Annotated in this window: 15 protein-coding genes and 1 pseudogene; 8 read left to right on the forward strand and 8 right to left on the reverse strand. The window is 62.0% G+C overall.

What is annotated here, in order from left to right; genetic code table 11:
- Together JQK15_RS20830 and JQK15_RS20835 are read left to right on the forward strand one after the other, a co-directional pair.
- Positions 1 to 1,590, forward strand: a 1,590-nt coding sequence (locus tag JQK15_RS20830) for an FAD-dependent oxidoreductase (RefSeq protein WP_214867484.1), incomplete at its 5' end; no start/stop codon positions are given.
- Entirely contained in the window at positions 1,587 to 1,991 is a 405-nt protein-coding gene (locus JQK15_RS20835; protein WP_214867486.1) for a 4Fe-4S dicluster domain-containing protein, read from the forward strand. The genes JQK15_RS20830 and JQK15_RS20835, both read left to right, overlap by 4 nt.
- A gap of 223 nt (positions 1,992 to 2,214) precedes the next feature.
- Here JQK15_RS20835 and JQK15_RS20840 read toward each other — a convergent pair whose 3' ends face one another.
- Both JQK15_RS20840 and epsC read right to left on the reverse strand, forming a co-directional pair.
- The gene (locus JQK15_RS20840; RefSeq protein ID WP_214867488.1) at positions 2,215 to 3,606 is read right to left on the reverse strand and encodes a YeiH family protein; all 1,392 of its coding nucleotides are present in this window, start codon (positions 3,604 to 3,606) and stop codon (positions 2,215 to 2,217) included.
- A 22-nt stretch (positions 3,607 to 3,628) separates the two neighbouring features.
- Entirely contained in the window at positions 3,629 to 4,558 is a 930-nt protein-coding gene (epsC, locus tag JQK15_RS20845) for a serine O-acetyltransferase EpsC (protein ID WP_214867490.1), read from the reverse strand.
- 171 nt (positions 4,559 to 4,729) lie between these two features.
- Between epsC and JQK15_RS20850 the strand changes: the two genes are divergently transcribed.
- Positions 4,730 to 5,242, forward strand: coding sequence for a thioredoxin family protein (locus JQK15_RS20850; RefSeq protein WP_214867712.1), 513 nt, complete (start codon positions 4,730 to 4,732; stop codon positions 5,240 to 5,242).
- Positions 5,243 to 5,428: 186 nt separating this feature from the next.
- On the opposite strand, the gene JQK15_RS20855 is transcribed toward JQK15_RS20850, so the two are convergent.
- From JQK15_RS20855 to JQK15_RS20865, 3 genes are read right to left on the reverse strand one after another with little or no spacing between them, the layout of a single operon-like run.
- Complete coding sequence (locus JQK15_RS20855; protein WP_214867492.1) at positions 5,429 to 6,652, reverse strand: dipeptidase; 1,224 nt, start codon at positions 6,650 to 6,652, stop codon at positions 5,429 to 5,431.
- Positions 6,653 to 6,693: 41 nt separating this feature from the next.
- On the reverse strand, positions 6,694 to 7,665 hold the full coding sequence (locus JQK15_RS20860; protein WP_214867494.1) for an ABC transporter substrate-binding protein: 972 nt from the start codon (positions 7,663 to 7,665) through the stop codon (positions 6,694 to 6,696).
- A gap of 16 nt (positions 7,666 to 7,681) precedes the next feature.
- On the reverse strand, positions 7,682 to 8,545 hold the full coding sequence (locus JQK15_RS20865; RefSeq protein ID WP_214867496.1) for a TauD/TfdA dioxygenase family protein: 864 nt from the start codon (positions 8,543 to 8,545) through the stop codon (positions 7,682 to 7,684).
- A 331-nt stretch (positions 8,546 to 8,876) separates the two neighbouring features.
- Here JQK15_RS20865 and JQK15_RS20870 point away from each other — a divergent pair, with 331 nt between their 5' ends.
- Positions 8,877 to 9,968 (forward strand): alkene reductase, encoded by a 1,092-nt coding sequence (locus JQK15_RS20870; RefSeq protein WP_214867499.1) that lies wholly within the window; start codon positions 8,877 to 8,879, stop codon positions 9,966 to 9,968.
- A 399-nt stretch (positions 9,969 to 10,367) separates the two neighbouring features.
- Here the strand turns inward: JQK15_RS20870 and JQK15_RS20875 are convergent, their stop codons facing one another.
- Together JQK15_RS20875 and JQK15_RS27010 are read right to left on the reverse strand one after the other, a co-directional pair.
- The gene (locus tag JQK15_RS20875; RefSeq protein ID WP_214867501.1) at positions 10,368 to 10,604 is read right to left on the reverse strand and encodes a hypothetical protein; all 237 of its coding nucleotides are present in this window, start codon (positions 10,602 to 10,604) and stop codon (positions 10,368 to 10,370) included.
- A gap of 491 nt (positions 10,605 to 11,095) precedes the next feature.
- A pseudogene (locus JQK15_RS27010) lies at positions 11,096 to 11,512 on the reverse strand (IS110 family transposase); the annotation flags it as partial.
- Positions 11,513 to 11,930: 418 nt separating this feature from the next.
- On the opposite strand from JQK15_RS27010, the gene JQK15_RS20880 reads away from it, so the two are divergent.
- The 4 genes from JQK15_RS20880 to JQK15_RS20895 all read left to right on the forward strand — a co-directional run bounded on the left by JQK15_RS20880 (position 11,931) and on the right by JQK15_RS20895 (position 17,986).
- A complete protein-coding gene (locus JQK15_RS20880; RefSeq protein WP_230588726.1) occupies positions 11,931 to 12,389 on the forward strand; it encodes an RNA polymerase sigma factor in 459 nt (152 codons plus the stop codon).
- Complete coding sequence (locus tag JQK15_RS20885) at positions 12,373 to 13,311, forward strand: FecR family protein (protein WP_214867502.1); 939 nt, start codon at positions 12,373 to 12,375, stop codon at positions 13,309 to 13,311. Before JQK15_RS20880 ends, JQK15_RS20885 begins: the two co-directional genes overlap by 17 nt.
- A gap of 128 nt (positions 13,312 to 13,439) precedes the next feature.
- Entirely contained in the window at positions 13,440 to 16,349 is a 2,910-nt protein-coding gene (locus JQK15_RS20890) for a TonB-dependent receptor (protein WP_251007926.1), read from the forward strand.
- Positions 16,350 to 16,378: 29 nt separating this feature from the next.
- On the forward strand, positions 16,379 to 17,986 hold the full coding sequence (locus tag JQK15_RS20895) for an FAD-dependent oxidoreductase (RefSeq protein WP_214867506.1): 1,608 nt from the start codon (positions 16,379 to 16,381) through the stop codon (positions 17,984 to 17,986).
- A gap of 104 nt (positions 17,987 to 18,090) precedes the next feature.
- Here the strand turns inward: JQK15_RS20895 and JQK15_RS20900 are convergent, their stop codons facing one another.
- Positions 18,091 to 18,894 (reverse strand): fructosamine kinase family protein, encoded by an 804-nt coding sequence (locus tag JQK15_RS20900; protein WP_214867507.1) that lies wholly within the window; start codon positions 18,892 to 18,894, stop codon positions 18,091 to 18,093.
- Position 18,895 lies beyond the last annotated feature (1 nt).

Genomic DNA, 18,895 nt, shown 5'->3' on the forward strand with positions numbered 1-18,895 from the left:
GAAGCCGCGCCGATCACGCGCAGCGCCGATGTCCTGATCATCGGCGGTGGCATGGCCGCCTGCTGGGCAGCGATCATGGCGGCACAGGCGGGCGCCAACGTGCTGCTGGTGGATAAGGGCTTTGTCGGGACGAGCGGCGTCACGGCGACCGGCGGTCCCAATCATTGGTGGGTCGCGCCGGAACCGGGACGGCGAGAAGCTGCGATCAAGGAGCGTTACGCCCGCAGCTTTGGCCTGGCCGAACGGGACTGGATGGCGCGCATCATCGATGAAACCTGGCGTGCCCTGCCGCAACTGGCGGGCTATTATCCTTTCGCCGGCGACGGCAAGGACGGCACTTTCTACTCCGGCGTGCGCGGTCCGGAATATATGCGCGCCCTGCGTCGCTTTGCGCAGGATGCCGGTGTCACCATATTGGATCATCATCCCGCACTGGAACTGCTGCTGCATGCCGATGGATCGGTGGCGGGGGCGGCCGGCTATGCGCGGCTAGAGCAACAGGCCTGGACAGTGCGCGCGGGCGCGGTTGTGATCGCGACCGGAGGCTGTGCCTTCCGGTCCGGGCTGATCGGCAGCCATGGCAATAGCGGCGATGGATTGCTGATGGCGGCGGAGGCCGGCGCGGTGCTGTCGGGCATGGAATTTTCCATATCCTATTCCCTCTCGCCAGCCTGGAATTCGACCCGGACCTTGCCCTATTTCGCGGCCCGCTTCTTCGATACCGAAGGCCGCGAACTGGACGTGCCGCCACCGATGAGCGGGGAGGCGGCGCATCTGCGTGCCCTGGCCCACGCGCTGGAGGCTGGACCCGTCCTGGCCGACCTGTCCGAGGCGCCGGACGCCCTCAAACGGGGCCTGCGCCGCATCCAGCCCGCCTCGCTCGCCCCGTTCGAGCGCAAGCGGATCGATCTGTTTCGCGATCGCTTCCCGGTGCGGATATTCGGCGAAGGCACGGTCCGCGGCACCGGCGGGCTGCAGATCGTCGGCAACGGCTGCGAGACGAGCGTCGCCAATCTCTACGCAGCGGGTGACAGCGCGACGCGCGAACTGGTCGCCGGGGCGACGAGCGGCGGCGGCGCGCAAAATGCCGCCTGGGCGCTCACCTCCGGCCGGATCGCCGGCGCCGCTGCAGCGGCCCATGCGCGCGGGGCCGGACGACGACGTGATGCGCCGGTAAAGGCGGCCGGCACGGCAGGCCTGCGCCCCGCTTCCACGGCACGGCTTCCCGACGCCCGTGAGGGGCTGCCGATCATCCAGGCCGCCACCATTGGCTATGATGCAGCGCTCTGGCGCAGCGCGGACAAGCTTGTGCGGCACCGGGACGCGGTCGAGGCCGTCTGGCGCACGATCGCGGATCATGGCCGTGCGGAGGGGCTGGGGGCGGTGGCCTTGCGCGAACATGCGGCAATGGCGGCGTGTGCGCGCTGGGTCCTGGCGGCGGCGCTGGCGCGCGACGAAAGTCGCGGCATGCATATGCGCATCGATCGGCCGGGGACCGATCCGGCGCAGCAGAGCCGCTTGCTGGTCGCAGGGCTGGATCACGTCTGGACCCGTCCGGAACGGCCCGCTACGCAGGAGATCGCCGCATGATCGCGCAGATATTCGAGGAGCGCTGCACCGGTTGCCAGAGCTGCGTGACGGCCTGTCCCACCCATGTCTTCGACGCCGGAACCGATGGCGTGCCACTGATCGCACGGCTGGATCAGTGTCAGACCTGCTTCATGTGCGAGCTTTATTGCCCGGCCGATGCCCTCTATGTCGCGCCCGAGCAGGAGGGCGAACCGGGTCTGTCTGCCGCTGAAGCGCTGGCCATGGGACAGGTTGGGCGGCTACGCCATGATTATGGCTGGGATCGCGATGCACCGCCAGAGGCGCTGCATCTGCAGGACTTCTGGCAACTCGGCCCCTTGTTGCGTGAAGGGGCAGAGATTGCCGCGCGCCGTTATGCCGGGCGTCAGTCCGGGCGTGGCGACGTGTCGGGCGCGACCTGATCGCAAAAGCCCGAGCACCGCGCTCGCCCATTGATGATCCGGTCATGCAAGTTGCACAGGCCATTGCCATTGAAGGTCGAGGCCTGGGCCGAAGCGAGCGCGCTCAGCCCAGGCATGGCCGCTTCGATCCGATCCGGTGCGCGATCGAAATGCCGGCAAGGGGCGCAGTCTGCGGTGGAAGGACCTGGCCGCGTCAGCAATGCCGCGATCCGGGACAGGGAGGTCATTGTCCCAATCCTGCCCAATGCGCGCCGAAAAGATGCACCGACAGGACATAGCCCAGCGCCAGATTGACGGCGACACCGGCGGTGAAGGCTATCAGCGGCTTGCGGCCGGTCGCCGCCAGGTGGCCGATGCGAGTGGTAAGGCCGATGCTCAGAAAGGATAAGATGAACGCCCAACTGCGCAGATCCTTGATCGGTGCGATCAGGTTCGGGATAGCCTCCCTGTTATAACTCGCCAGGTCATAATGGGCGGTCGCCGTGGACACGAGGGCTGAGGCGAGGAAGAAGCCGAGTATGAATTTGGGGAAGCGTCGCCAGATTTCCCGGACATCGGGGGCGCTGCCGGCGGGGCGCTCTTCCCATCGCGTGGTTGCGACAATCGCCAGCACGACCGCCCAGATGCCGATCCAGACGTCGCGGCCGACGACCTTCACGAGTGTGAAGGCCTGCAAAGCCTGATCGGCAGTGCCGCTGATCCCGTCCACCTTGCCGGCCAGGCCACCGTAGGTCTGGGCGGCAGCGATACCGGCTGCATCGGCAAATTCCGATGTCCCGATCCATGCGCCGGCGACGCCGGTCGGCAGATGCAGGCCACGTGCGACGAGGGGGAGGGCGAAGATCATGGCGATCGCCCACAAGACCACGATCGAGATTGTGATGGATGCCTGTTCCTTGCGCGCGCCGACCGCACCGGCGACCGCGATCGCGGCCGAAACGCCACAGACAGCGCCACCGACACCCAGGGTTGCGGCAAAGGGGCGATCAAGGCCAAGCCGGACGGCGATGCCGAAGATGACGGCGAAGGTGACAATCGAGACGATCGATGCCTGCACGATTGCAATCGGCCCGGCGAGGAGGATCAGCGAGAGCGGGACAGTCGCACCGAGCAGGACGATGCCGGTCTTGATGTAGAGTTCGCCCCGCAACGCGGGCGTCAGCCAGCGCGGTACGCCGATCAGGTTGGCGACAGCCAGGCCAACAAACAGGGCGACCAGCGGCGGTTCCAGATTATAGCGGACCGCGCCTTCCCATTGCCCCAGCACGAAGATGGCATAGGCCGCCAGATAGAGAAAGCTGAAGGCGGGGACGAACGTCCCTATGTTGCGACCAAGAGCGCGCAGGGCGATTGCGAAGGCCGTGAGCCAGAAGAGATATTGGGCACCATAGCGTGGCCAGTGCGTGACGAGATCGGCTGCGACTTGCGACGGGCTCGCCCATTTGGGTGGCAATGCCGCGATCCAGCGTAGATTAGCGCCATTCCAGAACAGAACAGATCCGGTGAGGACGATGGCAAGGCCGATCAGGATCGCCCAGCCATCCTCCTTGGCGAACCAGGCGGTCGGGCCAGCGGAAGGCTCGTTCGGCGAAACGGACCGGGTAGGCGTCCTCATGCGTATCTCCCCCTCTTGCTGCTCAGATCGGCCTGATCGTCGGTGCCGGTGCTTCAACCAGGCTGCCCGGCGGGACGTCCTGGCGCAACCAGACATTGCCACCGATCCTCGAACCCGCGCCGATCGAAACCCGACCGATGATGCTCGCATTGGCATAGATGATCACGTCGTCGCCGATCAGCGGATGACGCGCTACCGCATGCTGCGCCTGACCGCCCGGAATGTCCGGGTCGCCACCCAGCGTCACGCCCTGATAGAGGCGGACCCGGTCGCCCAGGATCGCGGTCTCGCCGATGACGACGCCGGTGCCATGGTCGATGAAGAAGCTGCTGCCGATCCGCGCGCCGGGATGGATGTCGATGCCGGTCTTCTCATGCGCGATCTCGGCGACCACCCGGGCGACCAGCGGAGCGCCGAGCCGATAGAGGCTGTGGGCAATGCGATGGTGGATGACGGCCGTCAGCGAGGGGTAGGCGAGCAGCACCTCATCGACGCTGCGTGCCGCGGGATCCGCCGCGTAGCCGGCGTCGACATCACTATCGAGCAGGCGCCGCAGCGTCGGCAGATAGGCAGCGAAGCGGCCGATAATCTCCTCGACTTGAGTGGCAATCGCCGACTGGTCGCTGTCAGGCTCATGATAGCCCCGCTCCAGTCGGATCTGTGCGGCAAGCTGGGACAGGGTCGATTCAAGGGCCGCGCCGACATAGGCATTTTCATTCTGTGCCGTCAGTTCCGGCGGACCGAAGCGCAACGGAAAGAGCGCGATCGCCAGCTCCCGGCTGACCCGCTGGAGCGCCTGACGCGACGGAAAATAGACACCTTGCTCGGCCTGGCGCTGATGCCCGGCGCGCCAGTCGAGACGGGCCTGATGCAGTCCCTCGACCACCAGATCGACCTGCTCGGGAAAACGGATGATCTCGATCAGCGGGTCGGAATTGGGGGCAGGCGACATGCAGATGGTCCTTGCGTTCGGGATGATCGGTGGCGAGTGACCCGGCTCCGACCTTGGCTGTTGCGTTTATCTACCAAATTTGTAGTGATTTGAAAGAGGGTCAACTTGATCACCTAAAAGCTGCTGTTTTTGCGAGCTGTTGGCTCCCCTGGAAAGAAAGAGGATCAGATGATGAAATGGATTGCGGCGACTGGGATGGCGGCGCTGGCCTTGACCGGCATGGCCCCAGCCGACGCGGCTACGCGTGCGCCCCGCGTGTCGATCGCCAGCCTGGAACAACTGCCCCAACCTTTGCCGCTGCCCTATGATGTCAACGCCGATGCGGACCGCCAGGTGGCGGCCGCCCGGGCGCGGGCCAAGGCAAGCGGCAAGCGACTGATCATCGATCTTGGAGGCAATTGGTGTGCGGATTGCCGTATTTTGGCCGGTGTCATGGAGTTGCCGGAACTCCGGCCATTTTTGCGCCGCCATTATGAGGTCGTGACCGTCGATGTTGGCCGGTTCGACCGTAATCAGCAGATCATCCGCCATTATGGCCTGGATCGCCTGCAAGGCGTGCCTGCCCTGTTGATCGTCGATCCGCGCAGCGACAAGCTGCTCAACCGTGATCGTCTGTCGGCCTTGGCCGATGCGCGTCATATGACGCCCCAAGCGCTCGCCGACTGGCTGGCGCAATGGGTGTGAACGACGCAATGCCGGGACGAATGCAACGCTAGCGGAAACTGTAGCCGCCGTCGCAGACAGGGGCTGTGCCTGTTCCTCGACATGGGCGTCGCCCGGTCGGGCAAAGTCGGCCGAGCGTCTTTATCGAACGCACCTGAATGAAGGAAAGGGGAGATCAGCCCGGCCGGGCTGGTCTCCCCTATCGCGTTACCGCCCGAGCGCCTGTGCCTCACCCCAAACCCGCAGCAGATTGTCGCTCCACAGCTTGCCGATCTGCGCCTTCGTATAGCCATGGCTCACCAGCGCGGCCGTGACGTTGCCCGCTTCGCCCTCGTCCGCCCAGCCGATAATGCCGCCGCCATGATTGAAGTCGGACGAAAGCGCCACGTGGTCGATGCCGATACGCTGCACGGCATGGTCGATCGCTTTCACCAGGTCATCGACATTCGCCTTCGGCTCGCTCGCCCGCAATTCATGGTAACGGCGATCATATTCCTTTGCCTTTTCCAACGGCAGCGCAGCGCTGCTGTCCCCCTTCAGCCCATATTCTGCCTTCAAAGCTTCCAGTTTTGCCGTGAAGGCCGGATCGCGTGGTCGCAGATAGGCACTAAAGGCATTGATCGCGACGACGCCGCCATTCTTGCCGAGCGCATCAAGCTGCGCATCGGTAAGGTTGCGGCCATTATCGACCAGCGCCCGGACATCGGAATGGGACGCCACGACCGGCGCCTTGCTGAGCGCCAGCACATCGGCAAAGGCCGCATCCGACAATTGCGAGACATCGATCAGAATGCCAAGACTGTTGAGGCGGACGACGACTGCCTTGCCCAGTGGTGAAAGGCCGCCATTGCGGCTTGCCCCTTCTGCCCGAACGAGCGCCGGGCGGGAACTGTCCGCCAGCCTGTTGTGTCCTGCATGGACGAAGCCGAAGATACGCGCGCCCCGGCTTGCCCATAGATCGACGTCTTCCACCCTGTCGATGAAGGCGCCGCCATTGACGATGCTCTCGACCAGAGCGAACTTGCCTGCCGCAGCGATACGATGCACATCGGCCGGCGTCAGCGCCTGTTCCACCTGCTGCGGGTAATGGCGCACAAAATTGTGGATGGTTGCATCCTGGGCCTCTGCCGCGGCCCTTGCCTGTACCAGATAGGCGGGCGTTTCCGCCTCCTGTCCGACGAAGACGGCAACGGCCGCCCCCTTGAGCCCGCCGCGCTGGATTTTGGGAAGATCGAACTGGCCAGTTGTATCGCCGCTTGCAGGATTGGCCGCGCTGTCAAAGTCCGGGGCGATGTCGACATGGGCATCGAAGGGCAGGATCGCAGCATGGATCGCGCCTGCATCTTCGGTCGCGCCCGCCGGGAGCCCTGCCAATGCAGCTACGCCCAGGGCGAGCGCTATCGCTGCCCCCCGTGCCATGGGGATCTTCATAGTCTGTCCTCCTGTCGGAAAAGTCGGCCGGTGGCCGAAAGTTAGGGATTGAATGATGAGAGATAGCCGCCTTCGATATCGGGCAGCGCGGGTATGATCCCGACGGCGCGATAGCGCTCGAATATCGCGCGCTGCTCCCTGATGAGTTGCGCATCGATCGGCACCGCCGAGCCGAGCGCCGAGGCTGCCGAAAAACGGGCGACCTTGAAGGGAATGCCCGTCTCTGCCGCGAGCACACGGGCATAATCATCGGGATGCGACTGGCCCCAGGCGCGCGCGCGGGTGAGGCGTGCGGTAAAGTCCGCAAGCAGTGCCGCCTTGTCCGCAATGGCCGCATCGCTGGCCGCAAAGAAGACAACACCGGTGGACACGGCTGAGCCATCGGCCAGGATGCGGTCGCCATCTTCCAGCACGGCGATACCGACATAGCTGCCCCAGGTCGACCAGGCGTCGATGGAACCGCTTGCCAGCGCGGCCTTGGCTTCGCCATTGGCCAGATAGACCCATTGCACGTCGGTTGGCTGGAGGCCTGCCTTGGCCAGCAGCTTGAGCGCCAGATCCTGACCCGCCGACCCCCTTATGGTTGCCAGCCGCTTGCCCTTGAGATCGGCGACACGGCGGATAGGGGAGCCCTGCGGCACGACGATGGCCGAGGCGCGACCAGCTTGCGCCTGCGGCGGACGATAGGCAGCGATGGCCTTGATCTTGGCGCCACCGGCATAGGCGAAGGCAAAGGGGGCGGCACCAATGCCGCCGACGTCGACGGCCTGCGCATCGAGCGCTTCCAGCAATGGTGAGGCTGCTGGAAAGAGCGCCCATCTAATCTGGTAGGGAACATGGTCCAGTTCCCCGGCAGCTTTCAGCAGCGCCTGCGCGCCTCCTCTCTGGTCGCCGATGACGAGGACGTGTTGCGCCCCCGCCACCGGCGTGTTCTGGCGTGATCGCCAGAGGAAAGTGCCGGCAAGAATTGCAAACAATAGCAAAACCGACAGAAACCAGATTTTCCGGGTCATGTGGATGCTTTGTCGATCAAAGGTCGGCGTAGAGCGGCTCGTCGGAGATCAGCACGCGCCGCAACAGGCGCGGATAATCGCCATAGTTGCGTACGGCATAATGCACCGCGCCGCGATTGTCCCAGAAAGCGACCGATCCCGGTTTCCAGGAGAAGCGGACCTGGAATTCCGGGCGTTTATACTGATGCAGCACCTCGTCCAGCAGCGCGCGGCTTTCCGCCAGATCGACGCCCAATATTTGCGGTTTCTGGGAAAAATTCACCCACAGGATCTTCTCGCCCGTTTCGCGATGCGTGCGCGCGACCGGATGCGCCACGATCGGATAGTCATGCCCGTTGGCGAGCAGCGCATCGCGATAGTCATGGGTAACATGAAGCCCTTCCAGCCGCCGCTTGACCTCGTCGGAGAGCCCTTCATAGGCGAGGTGGGCATCCACCCAGACCGTGTCGCCTCCCACATCGGGCAGGTCGATCGCGCGCAGCACCGCGCCCCAGGTCGGGACCAGTCGCCAGCTCGTATCACTATGATATTCGTCGCCGCGCCTCAGGTCGTGATGCAGGCGCTTTGCTTCGATCTTGGTCTGAAGCTCGGCGGAGATCGCATGGAGCGGCGTGACCGAAGCAACATCTCTGTTCGCCGGGTGCGTGTAGAGCGGACCGAATTGTGCGGCGAAGGCCTCCTGCCCGGCATCGTCCAGCCTCTGGTCGCGGAAGAAGATGACCTTGTGCTGCACGACTGCGGCGCGGATGGCATCGCGTATCTCGGCCGGCAGCGGCTGGGACAAATCCACGCCATGGATTTCCGCACCGATCGTTGGTTGCAGCGGACGAATATCGAGATGGTCGGCCGTTGGAATGGCGGTCTGGGCGGCAGCGGACATGGCTTCATCCTTTCCTCGCAGGCCGCGCTCTTGCGGCGTGAAAGCTAGAATAAGCGGGTATCGAAAGAGGAATATCGACTTTTGTTCGGGCGCCGATCAGTTCTGCCAAACCTATGAGCAATGCAGCTATTTTACACGCGCAGTATAAGTATGCCTTTGATTGACGGGATCATCTTGACCCCTCGATGTTCCTTTCCAATGCGTGACGGCCGGGCAGGTGTGGGTGGATTGGCTACGTCTGTATGAGCACCGCTTAACGGGCGACGGACTGAACTTGTTTGTTCTTTCCGGACGGCTCCATAGCTTGGTTGCGATCACAGGAGACAGACGCATGGCGCTATTCGTTCCGGGAAAGATCGGCGATCTGGTGGTGCCAAATCGTATCGTCATGGCGCCGCTCGGCCGTGCTCGCAACCATGTGGAATCCCGCGAAGCGCTTGGACGCGCTGCTATTTATTATGCGCAGCGCGCCACTGCTGGGTTCATCATATCCGAGGCGACACATGTTTCGCCGGCAAGTGTGAGCCGTCCTGGGACCGGGGCGATCCATAGTGAGGGGCAGGTCGCTGCATGGCGGGCTGTGACGGATGCGGTTCACCAGGCCAACGGGCGCATATTCCAGCAGTTGTTCCATCTCGGGCGCAAAGCGGATCCTGATCGTCTGCCAGGAAGGCAGTTGCCGGTCGCCCCGTCGGCTATCGCGGCCAACGGCACTTTGCCTACCGCGGACGGCAGCGCTAAGCCTTTCCCGGTGCCGCGTGCGCTGGAAACCAGCGAAATTGCCGAGCTTGTTGAGGATTTTGCAAGAGCGGCTGAGAATGCGCGGGATGCGGGGTTCGACGGGATCGAACTTCACGCTGCCAATGGCTTTCTCATCGAGCAGTTTCTGCGGGATGACGCGAACCAGCGCCATGACCGTTATGGCGGCGGCGTGGAAAACAGGGCGAGATTTCTGTTGGAGATCGTTGACAACGCGATCCAGATCTTCGGCGCCGCAGGCGTAGGCGTTAGAATTTCGCCGCATTTCAGAGGTGATGGTGCAGGCGCGTCTGATCCTTCCACCCTGTTTCCCTATCTGGGGTGGGCGCTCAATCGTAGGAACATAGCCTATCTCCATCTGATCGAGCCTGATGCGACGCCTGCCGCGCGCAAATTAAGGGCCGCTCTACGCAACGTCTTTTCAGGCTCCCTCATTCTTGCAGGAGATTTTACGCGCGAGAGCGCCGATTATGTGCTGCGGGCGGGCGAGGCTGATTTCGTCGCATTTGGCCGGTTGTTTATATCCAATCCGGACCTTGTCGCCCGCTTTCGTATCCCCGATGCGCCGCTCAATGAACCCGATGAAGCAAGCTTCTATGCAGGCGGCGATCGTGGTTACATCGACTATCCCGCACTTGATGCGAAGGCTGCCCTGCTCGCCTGAGGGAGAGGTCGCCTGGAAATAGGCTGGTTAAGGTCTCGTGGAAATTGTCGTGTGCGATTTCACGCTTGGCGTGATTGATAAGCAGATACCGGTGAGCTTGCCACAAAATGCGCAATATCATGACCCCATGATGAGGCTGGCTTGCGCCAGGTTTTTTGCGAGGCATTCCGGTGGTCGCTTCCCTCCTTGAGGAGGGGCAGCACATGGGTCTTACAGACGTCTGGCTATCTCAAGCAAGATGCATGGAAGCTAGTTCGTTATATTATGTCGCTGCTGTAGCAACTGTAGGGGCGGGACTGAACCCGGATCTGCCATGTCGGCCATTCAGCTAACAATCGTCGCTCCGCCAAAAAGCTGCACGCTTGTCGTAAGCCCGAACCCTGCGACTGCGAATACAGGTCATGCGGGCAGAGCGTCGCGACATGATGTCGGCCTGTTCGTGGACGCCATCACGAGAAGCATGCATGCAACCCAAGGCAACGATGTCGCGCCGAACTGATCGAGCAGGGTGCCGCCAAGGAGCGCGCCGCCTGCAATCGCCAGGTTCCATGCGGTGACGATCATCGCTTGAGCGACATCGAAAGCCGGGCCTGCCGCGAAAATTGCCTTTGCAGAACTGCTCAGGATGGTGGCCAAGTTCCCTGCTAACTTTAAAGAGAATGTCCGAACATAGAGGCGCTATGAGCACTGGTTAATGGATTGGATCAGCGCGAAGCCCACTGTCTTTTGTGGATGTCTCCCGCGTTGCAAGTACAAATTAACGTATTGGCAGTCGGTCGGTTGCAGTCGTCTGTCCGGCCTACTTATGCAGTTGGTAGGGACTGCTGGCCCTGGGGTCCGCGAACCAGGTCCCAATCGGCTTAACAGGCTCTAACGCCTCAGGCAGTCCATGGGTTGTCCTGGTTCCGGGTCTGACCGGTATCGCCATCACATCGCATCGCGCTTACAACGTCGTGAAGCTGATCTCCTCAGCTTGAGCTCTTAGATGTGTCGATCACTTGCTGCGACGGCATGGCAACCACCATCGTTGCCTCCATGGGAAGGCCTGTACCGACTTCTCCATCAACAATCTGCCGTGCGATAGAAAGCGCCTTCTCAAGGCCTTCCGGAATGGCGATCCCGAACTACGCCAACATACTGCGCATCATGACCACCAGCTGTGTGCGTTGCCCCACCAGCAAGCTTTGGGCGCGATGCATTGACAGCGCGGACTGTTGCTCGCGCGATTTCAAAGCGACAAACGCATCGTTGGGAGCGTGACCGCCTCGCAGATCGCCTCGGCATCGACAGCGTCATTTTTACCGCGTTAACACAGGGTTTGACGCAGGCCGGTGGCATTAGACGCACCTCGTGACCCAACCCGATCAACTCGCGCGCCCAGCGAGGGAGGTGCCGCAGGCCTCGATTTTGACCAAGCATGGCGGCAACTTCCTGGAGAACGGGAGCAACTGGGCTCGGCGCAACGCTTTGCGGACAACGACCTTGCCCGCTGGGTCTATGCCGTGAACCTGGAAAACATTCTTGGCCCCATCCAGGCCGATCATGGTATGTCCATGGCCTGTGGCTCCTCTGCTCGGGTTTACCTGACAGTAACCCAATTTGGCACCTAGATGCCGTGAGCGGGAGCCATCCATCCTATCCGCTTTGCTCTGTCTGAAGGACGGGCCCCAGCAATTGCCAACACTCAGATTGGCAACACGGAATGTCCTCAGCCGGTCGGAATTAGGCTAATGGCATCGCTTCAAATGTTCGAGATGGCTGAGTGCGTCGGCGCATTTGCCGTCCGCCATGAATAAAGTGCTTCCACCGTGACGGAAATGCCTCTTCCATGGCTCTTGGCAACGAGAGAGGAGAGAATCTACGGAACGCGACGCGCTTGCCAGATGGGTAGCACGGGAAATTCTGCCCCATGAACGTGACCTGCGGATCTGGTTGCGGCGGCGTGTGCTTGCGGCGGCCGATGTGGAGGATATCGTGCAGGAATGCTATTGCCGTCTGGCCCAACTGCCCGATGTCGCGCATGTTGCCGTGCCGCGCGCCTATCTTTTCACGGTGGCGCGACACATATTGCAACGACAGGTGGAGCGGGCGCGAGTGGTTCGCATCGAGACTGCGTCCGGCATTGGCGGTTGGGAAGAGGAAGGTGATCCTCTGACGCCCGAGCGCTTCGCGCAGGGGCGGCAGGAATTGGCCAGGGTACAGGCGGCGCTCGCAAAGCTGTCCGATCGTGCCCGCCGTATCTTTATCATGCGCAGGGTCGATGGCTTGAGCCAGAAGATGATTGCCCAGACACTGGGTGTCAGCGAAACCATTGTCGAGAATGAGGCGAGCCGCGGCTTGAGAGCCATTCTTCGCGAACTGACTGAAACCGAACAGGACCAGCCTTCTAGCAGCGGAGGTGTCCATGCGCGAAAGCATTGACGAGGCAGCTGCCAACTGGGCCATGCGCCATCCCTTGGATGCGCATCAGCAGGCCGCTCTTGACGCATGGCTCGCACAGGACAGGCTCCATGCCGGGGCGCTGCTGCGTGCGCAGGCTGCTCTGGCCCTGGTGCAGGATGCGCTTGTTGCCAACGCCGGGCCGGGGCACGGGGCCCATTGGACGCGGCGTCGATGGATGGCAGCCGGGGTCGGTGGTGCCATGGCGGCGGCGATCGCGGGCATGGTCGGGTTTTCGCGATGGACCGGCGAGCATATCGCGACCGAGCGCGGTGAGATTCGTCGTCTTCCGCTTGAGGATGGTTCGGTCGCAACGATCGACAGTGGTAGCGACCTGCGGGTTGCCCTCGACGAGGAAAGCCGACGCGTCACGCTGGCAAAAGGTCAGGCCTGGTTTCAGGTTGCAAAGGATCGACGGCGTCCCTTCATCGTCGATGCCGGCATTGCGCAGGCAAGGGCGATCGGCACGGCCTTTTCCGTCAGTCGGACTGAAAATGGCGTGCAGATTGCCGTGACCGAGGGGGTCGTTGCAACCTGGGCCCGTAACGGGGCAGGGGCCATGACCATCCTCAAGGCCGGAGATTTTGCGACCTTCGAGCGGGGCGAGCTGGTTCCCGCCACTGGCAATTCACCGCAGGCGATAGAGAGGTCGCTCGCCTGGCGAGCGGGCGAAATCGCGCTCGAAGGGGACACATTGTCTGACGCCATCGCCCGGTTCAACCGCTACAACAAGCAGCAATTGGTGCTGTCCGACCCAAGCCTTGCCAATGAGAAGCTGGTCGGCCTGTTCCGGATCGATAATCCGGCAGGTTTTGCGCGGACCCTGGCCATTTCCCTCGATATTTCGGTTACAACGACGACCGAGGAAATTCGCCTTTCGCGAAAAAAGATCGCAGGTAGCTGACGGAAAACCGACCCGCCCGTCTCTTGATGGTCGAGAGCGCACCAGAAAACAGGGCGCCAGACAGGGGAGGATTTATGAGAGCTTCGCGCGCCCATTTTCTTGCGGCTTCAGCCAGCCTGGCCTGGAGCATGGCTTCGCCTGCGGAGGCGGCGGCCCAGATCCGGCGATTTGATATCCCCGCGCAACCGGCGCGCACCGGCATCCCGCTCTTTGCCAGACAGGCGGGCATCGAAATATTGGTGTCGGCACCCACAACTGAAGGCGTTACCATTTCCGGTGTCAAAGGGGCGATGGATGTGTCGCAGGCGCTTCAGCGCCTGCTTGCAGGCACGGATCTCGTCATGGTCAGGGTGGGCAGCGCCATCGTGCTCAAGCGAGGCAAGGCCGGTCCGACCCCGGCAGCAGCTTTCACCATGATGCCGGCCGGCGAGCCCAATCCACAGGAGCATGAAACGGCGGGCGTAGCACCAGACAATATTGGCTCTTCCGACAATCAGGCGGCGCAGGACATCATCGTCACCGGCATTCGCGGCTCGTTGCAGCAGTCGATCAATGTGAAGCGCCGCGCCAGCAACATCGTCGATGTCATCACGGCGCAGGATATCGGCAAGCTGCCTGACCAGAATGTCGCTGAATCCATGAGCCGCATCACCGGCGTCCAGATCACCCGGCGCGAAGGCGATGGTTCCAACTTCACCGTCCGCGGCATTTCCCAGAACCGTCTGGAAATCAACGGCCGCACCTTCCTGGGACCGGGGGCAGGGGGCAGTGCGTCGCTTGAATCGATCAGTCCGGAAATCATCGGCAGCATCGTCGTCTCTAAGTCTCCCACCGCCGACATGCCCGAAGGGGCGCTCGGCGCCACCGTGAACCTCAAGACCAAGCGTCCGCTCGACCTTGACGACCTTGTCATCAGCGGGCGGCTGCAGGGTGCCTATACCGACCAGGCCGATCATCTTGGCTACCGAGGCTCAGCCCTTGTCTCGAAGAATTTCGACGATCGCTTCGGCGTCCTTGCCAGCATCGCCTATTCCAACACCCATACCCAGGGACAGTCGTTCGATTCCGGCGGCTGGACCCGTACCGATGCCATCGACGGCGATGGTGATGGCGTCGACGATCCCGGCCTCTTCCGGCCGAATCGTTTCATGGCGCGCATCTATGATCGGCGGGAGCAACGCCTGACGCTCAACAGTTCGCTGCAGTTTCGGCCTGCCGACAATTGGGAGATCATTCTCGACGGCACCTATTCGCGGCTGAAACGGGAACGCAACAGCGCCAATTACCAGATTCTCTTCAACAATAATGATGTCGACGCCGTTGCTGACGAACATGGCACGGTCGTCAGCGGCACCTTCACCGGCGTGACGCTGCGGCCGCTCATCTATGACGAGCCGACCGAGTTCCGATCCACCAATCTTGGTTTCTCGACCAAATATGATGGTGATGTCGTGAAGATGTCGGCGGACGCTTCCTACAGCAAGGGGAAGGGCACGGATGGTGGCCCTGGCGCCTCCTTCACCTATGTGGTGGTCCCGCGTGCCGGCAATGTCACCAATGCGAGCTATGATTTCTCGGCGGGTGGCCCGGTGCCCAACCTCTCGCTCGACACCAATTTCGACCGTAACGATCCGGCGCAATATCAACTGGCATCGATCTTCGATGGTGACAATATCACCAACAACAGCGGCTATGACGGCCGTGTCGATTTCGACGTCCGCACCGATTGGGGCTTGCTCAGCTCGATCCAGGTCGGCTCGCGCTACGAGAAGATCAAATTTTATTCGGAATCGCCACAAAGCGTCCCCTCCGCGGCAAGCCTGCTGGCCGTTGGCGACAAGAATGGCGATGGCATCATCACCGTCGATGAGATGCCGGGGCTCAATTATGACAATAGCATGAGCAGCTTCTTTCCCGGAGCCTCGGGGGATTTTCCACGCGACTTGCTGACCGGGACCGTGGACAAGGATGTTGCACGCGATGCATTTGGCCTGCCGATCCCTCGTGCCGACACGATCCCGCTTGGTCGCGTGTCGATCCGCGACGTGGATCAGGACACGCTTGCCTTCTATGTCCGGGCCAATTTCAAGAGCGAGGTCGGATCGATGCCGATCACCGGCAATGCGGGGGTGCGCTATATCAGTATCGAGCGCATATCCTCGGGCTATCTGTCGGACACACAGGCAACCGCGTCGAAATCGCGCTTCGACTATTGGTTGCCGAGCGCCAACCTCTCGCTCGAGCTGTCGCCCAGCCTCATGTTTCGCGCTGCCGCTGCCAAGGTGGTCGCGCGTCCCAGCCTCAACGATGTCGGGGTGAGCTTCATTCCATTCATCGTCGCCCGCACGGGATCGCGTGGCAATCCCGCCCTGCGGCCGTTCCAGGCAACGCAATATGATGCGACACTGGAATGGTATTTTGCGCCGTCCAGTGCGCTGACCCTTGCCGGCTTCTACAAGGACGTCAGTTCCTTCACCATCAACACGACCCGGCCCGAATTCGTGCCCGGCCTGTCGACGGGACCGGACGACCTGTTCCAGATCACCCAGCCGGTCAATGGCAAGTCGGGCACGATCAAGGGATTTGAACTGGCCTATCAGCACGCGTTGCGTTTCCTGCCGGCGCCCTTCGACAATCTCGGCATCCAGGCCAATTATACCTTTGTCGACAGCAAGACGCCGCTCGTCGACGAGGCGACCCAACGCGGCCTGCCATTGCCGGGCCTGTCGAAGCATAGCTATAATCTCATCGGCTATTATGAGGACGAGCTGCTGTCCTTCCGGGTCGCCTATATCCACCGAAGCAAATATCTGCAGGGGCAGGGCAGCGCCGCATCGGGCGGCAGTTCCTATATGCAGGCCAGGGGGCAACTCGACGCTTCGGCCCAGATCAACCTCACCAAGACGGTCCGCCTGACGGCTGAGGCCATCAATCTCACCCGGTCCGTCGAACGGCAATATCTCCAGGACCCGGCGCGCCTGCTCAGTTCGCTGCGAGAGGACCGCCGTTTCTTCTTCGGCGTGGCGGCGACTTTCTGATGGCTGGCAGGATCAAGGCGCTTCGCCCCATGCTCGCCGCGGCCCTTCTGCTGGCCGGCGCGGCCGACGCCAGCACGGTTGCACAAACACCGGCGGATATCGTGATATATGGCTGCACCTCGGCCGGCGTCATTGCGGCGGTCGAGGCACGGCGGCTGGGCCGGTCGGTGCTTCTCGTCTGTCGCGACGCCTATGTCGGCGGCATGACGACCAATGGCCTGGGCTGGTCCGACACCGGCAATCATCGCGCCATTGGTGGCCTCTCGCTCGAATTTTATCGGCGGGTGAAGCGTCATTATGATGATCCGGCTGCCTGGACCTTTGCCAGGCGTCCGACGAGCGCCGAGAATTTCGTCAATGACGATGCGATGTGGCAATTCGAGCCCAAGGTGGCTGAGGGGATTTACGAGGCCTGGCTGAAGGAGGCCGGTGTTATTGTCGTTCGATCCCAGCCGATCGATCGGCGGGATGGGGCCGTGGAGGTGAAAGCCGGTCGGGTTGTCGCCTTCCGTTCCGGGACCGGTCGTCGTTTTGCAGGACGTGTCTTCATTGATGCCAGCTATGAAGGCGATCTGATGGCGGGGGCAGGGGTGGGCTTTGCGGTCGGGCGCGAAGCAAATGCCACCTATGGCGAGACGCTGAACGGCGTCCAGATGGCCAACACGACCAACCATCAATTCACCCTGGACGTCGATCCCTATGTCGTACCCGGCAAGCCCGACAGCGGCCTGTTGCCGCGGGTAACGGCAGATCCGATCGGGCCGGACGGCACGGGTGACCATCGCATACAGGCCTATACATTCCGCATGTGCCTGACCGACGTGCCAGCCAACCGCACGCCTTTTCCCAGGCCGCGCCATTATGATCCGCGCCAATATGCGTTGCTCAAACGCTATATGGATGCGGGCTATCGGGATTTCTTCCGCAAATTCGACCGCATCCCAAACGGCAAGACCGACACCAACAATTTCGGTGCCTTCTCCTTCGATGATATCGGCATGAATTACCGCTATCCCGAGGGGACCGACACCGAACGGGCTGCCATCATCCAGGAGCATGTGGACTATCAGCAGGGACTGCTGTGGTTCATGGCAAACGATCCTGGCGTGCCGACCGAGACGCGCACCGAAATGTCGCGCTGGGGCCTGTGCAAGGATGAATTCACCGGCAATGGCAACTGGCCGCGGGAAGTTTATGTGCGCGAAGCGCGGCGCATGGTTTCGGATTTTGTCATGGCCGAACCGCATCTGCGCGGCACGAAGGCGACGCCCCGGCCGGTCGGCATGGGATCATATAATATGGACTCGCACAATGTCCGGCGGATCGTCGATGCACGAGGCTTTGCGCGCAACGAAGGGAATATCGAGGTCAGCCCAGAACGCGCCTATCCGATCAGCTATGATGCGATCATCCCGAAGCGCCAGGAGGCGACCAATCTTCTCGTCCCGGTCGCCTTGTCGGCATCGCACATTGCCTATGGCTCGATCCGGATGGAGCCGGTCTTCATGATCCTTGGCCAATCGGCCGCTGCTGCGGCATCCATCGCGGTCCGGGAGGGCAGGAGCGTGCAGGATGTCGATTATGGGATGCTCAAACAGCTTCTCCTGTCTGAGGAACAGATATTGGAGCTGGATTGAGACGTTGGATGGATCACTCGAGCCTCTGGTCTTGAGAAGCTCGGCTACATAATTGCGTTTTTTGCAAGCACGACAATTGTTTGGACGGATGCGCTATTGCCTCCTCAAACGCCCAGTTGATCAAGGCAAGCACCAGCCTGCTGATGATAGGCGCCGCCAAAAAGGCGGACATGGACCAGCAGAGGCCATAGTTGATAGACCGGCTGGCGCTCTTCCCAGCCCCGCGGCAGATCACAGGCGTCATAGAAGATCTGCGGGGGGCGGTCGAATAGGCTCAGCATGGCCAGGTCTACCTCTCGATCGCCATAATAGCATGCGGGATCGATGAGTCCGCTGATCTGGTCCTGGTCGACCAGAATATTGCCGCCCCACAGATCGCCATGAAGCAAGGCGGGTGGCGGGCTCCGGGGAATATGTTCGGCGAGCCTGTCGGCAAGCCGCTCGATCCGGTTGGCCAAATGGATAGTGAGATGCGGAATATGGCAACGTAGTCGGCGTTTGGCCCAGAAGTCGATCCAGTTGCCGGCCTGCCCATTCTCGATCGGTAGCGCGCCAAAACCATAGTCGCGCTTCCATCCATAGGCGGTGTGGGCCGGCGCATGGAGTTGATCGAGCATCTCGGCAAGTTGTGCCCAGCAGCCGGCAAGGCGGCCACCATTTGGCCGTTCCTCAAGCAGGAGAAGATCCTCGGCGACGCAGAATATCTGCGGAACAGGCACGCCCGTCGTGCCAATTGCCTCCAGCATCAGCGCTTCCTCCCGGACCCTAGCGCCCCGCTTGGCAATGATGCTGCAGCCATCGGCCAAGGTCAGGCGGACCATGAAGGAGAGGTCGCCGCCGGCAATGTGGGCAGCGCTCTGCACATTCACGCCCAGAAGCGCAGCGGCTTCTGCGATTATCGCTCTCATG

This window comes from Sphingobium sp. BHU LFT2 (genome assembly GCF_018604485.1).
In the GTDB taxonomy this organism is placed as follows: Bacteria; Pseudomonadota; Alphaproteobacteria; order Sphingomonadales; family Sphingomonadaceae; genus Sphingobium; species Sphingobium yanoikuyae_A.

Coding starts and splice junctions, on each gene's coding strand:
- JQK15_RS20835 (WP_214867486.1), top strand. CDS start 1,587: ATGATCGCGCAGATATTCGAGGAGCGCTGCACCGGTTGCCAGAGCTGC.
- JQK15_RS20840 (WP_214867488.1), bottom strand. CDS start 3,606: ATGAGGACGCCTACCCGGTCCGTTTCGCCGAACGAGCCTTCCGCTGGC.
- epsC (WP_214867490.1), bottom strand. CDS start 4,558: ATGTCGCCTGCCCCCAATTCCGACCCGCTGATCGAGATCATCCGTTTT.
- JQK15_RS20850 (WP_214867712.1), top strand. CDS start 4,730: ATGAAATGGATTGCGGCGACTGGGATGGCGGCGCTGGCCTTGACCGGC.
- JQK15_RS20855 (WP_214867492.1), bottom strand. CDS start 6,652: ATGAAGATCCCCATGGCACGGGGGGCAGCGATAGCGCTCGCCCTGGGC.
- JQK15_RS20860 (WP_214867494.1), bottom strand. CDS start 7,665: ATGACCCGGAAAATCTGGTTTCTGTCGGTTTTGCTATTGTTTGCAATT.
- JQK15_RS20865 (WP_214867496.1), bottom strand. CDS start 8,545: ATGTCCGCTGCCGCCCAGACCGCCATTCCAACGGCCGACCATCTCGAT.
- JQK15_RS20870 (WP_214867499.1), top strand. CDS start 8,877: ATGGCGCTATTCGTTCCGGGAAAGATCGGCGATCTGGTGGTGCCAAAT.
- JQK15_RS20885 (WP_214867502.1), top strand. CDS start 12,373: ATGCGCGAAAGCATTGACGAGGCAGCTGCCAACTGGGCCATGCGCCAT.
- JQK15_RS20890 (WP_251007926.1), top strand. CDS start 13,440: ATGGCTTCGCCTGCGGAGGCGGCGGCCCAGATCCGGCGATTTGATATC.
- JQK15_RS20895 (WP_214867506.1), top strand. CDS start 16,379: ATGCTCGCCGCGGCCCTTCTGCTGGCCGGCGCGGCCGACGCCAGCACG.
- JQK15_RS20900 (WP_214867507.1), bottom strand. CDS start 18,894: ATGAGAGCGATAATCGCAGAAGCCGCTGCGCTTCTGGGCGTGAATGTG.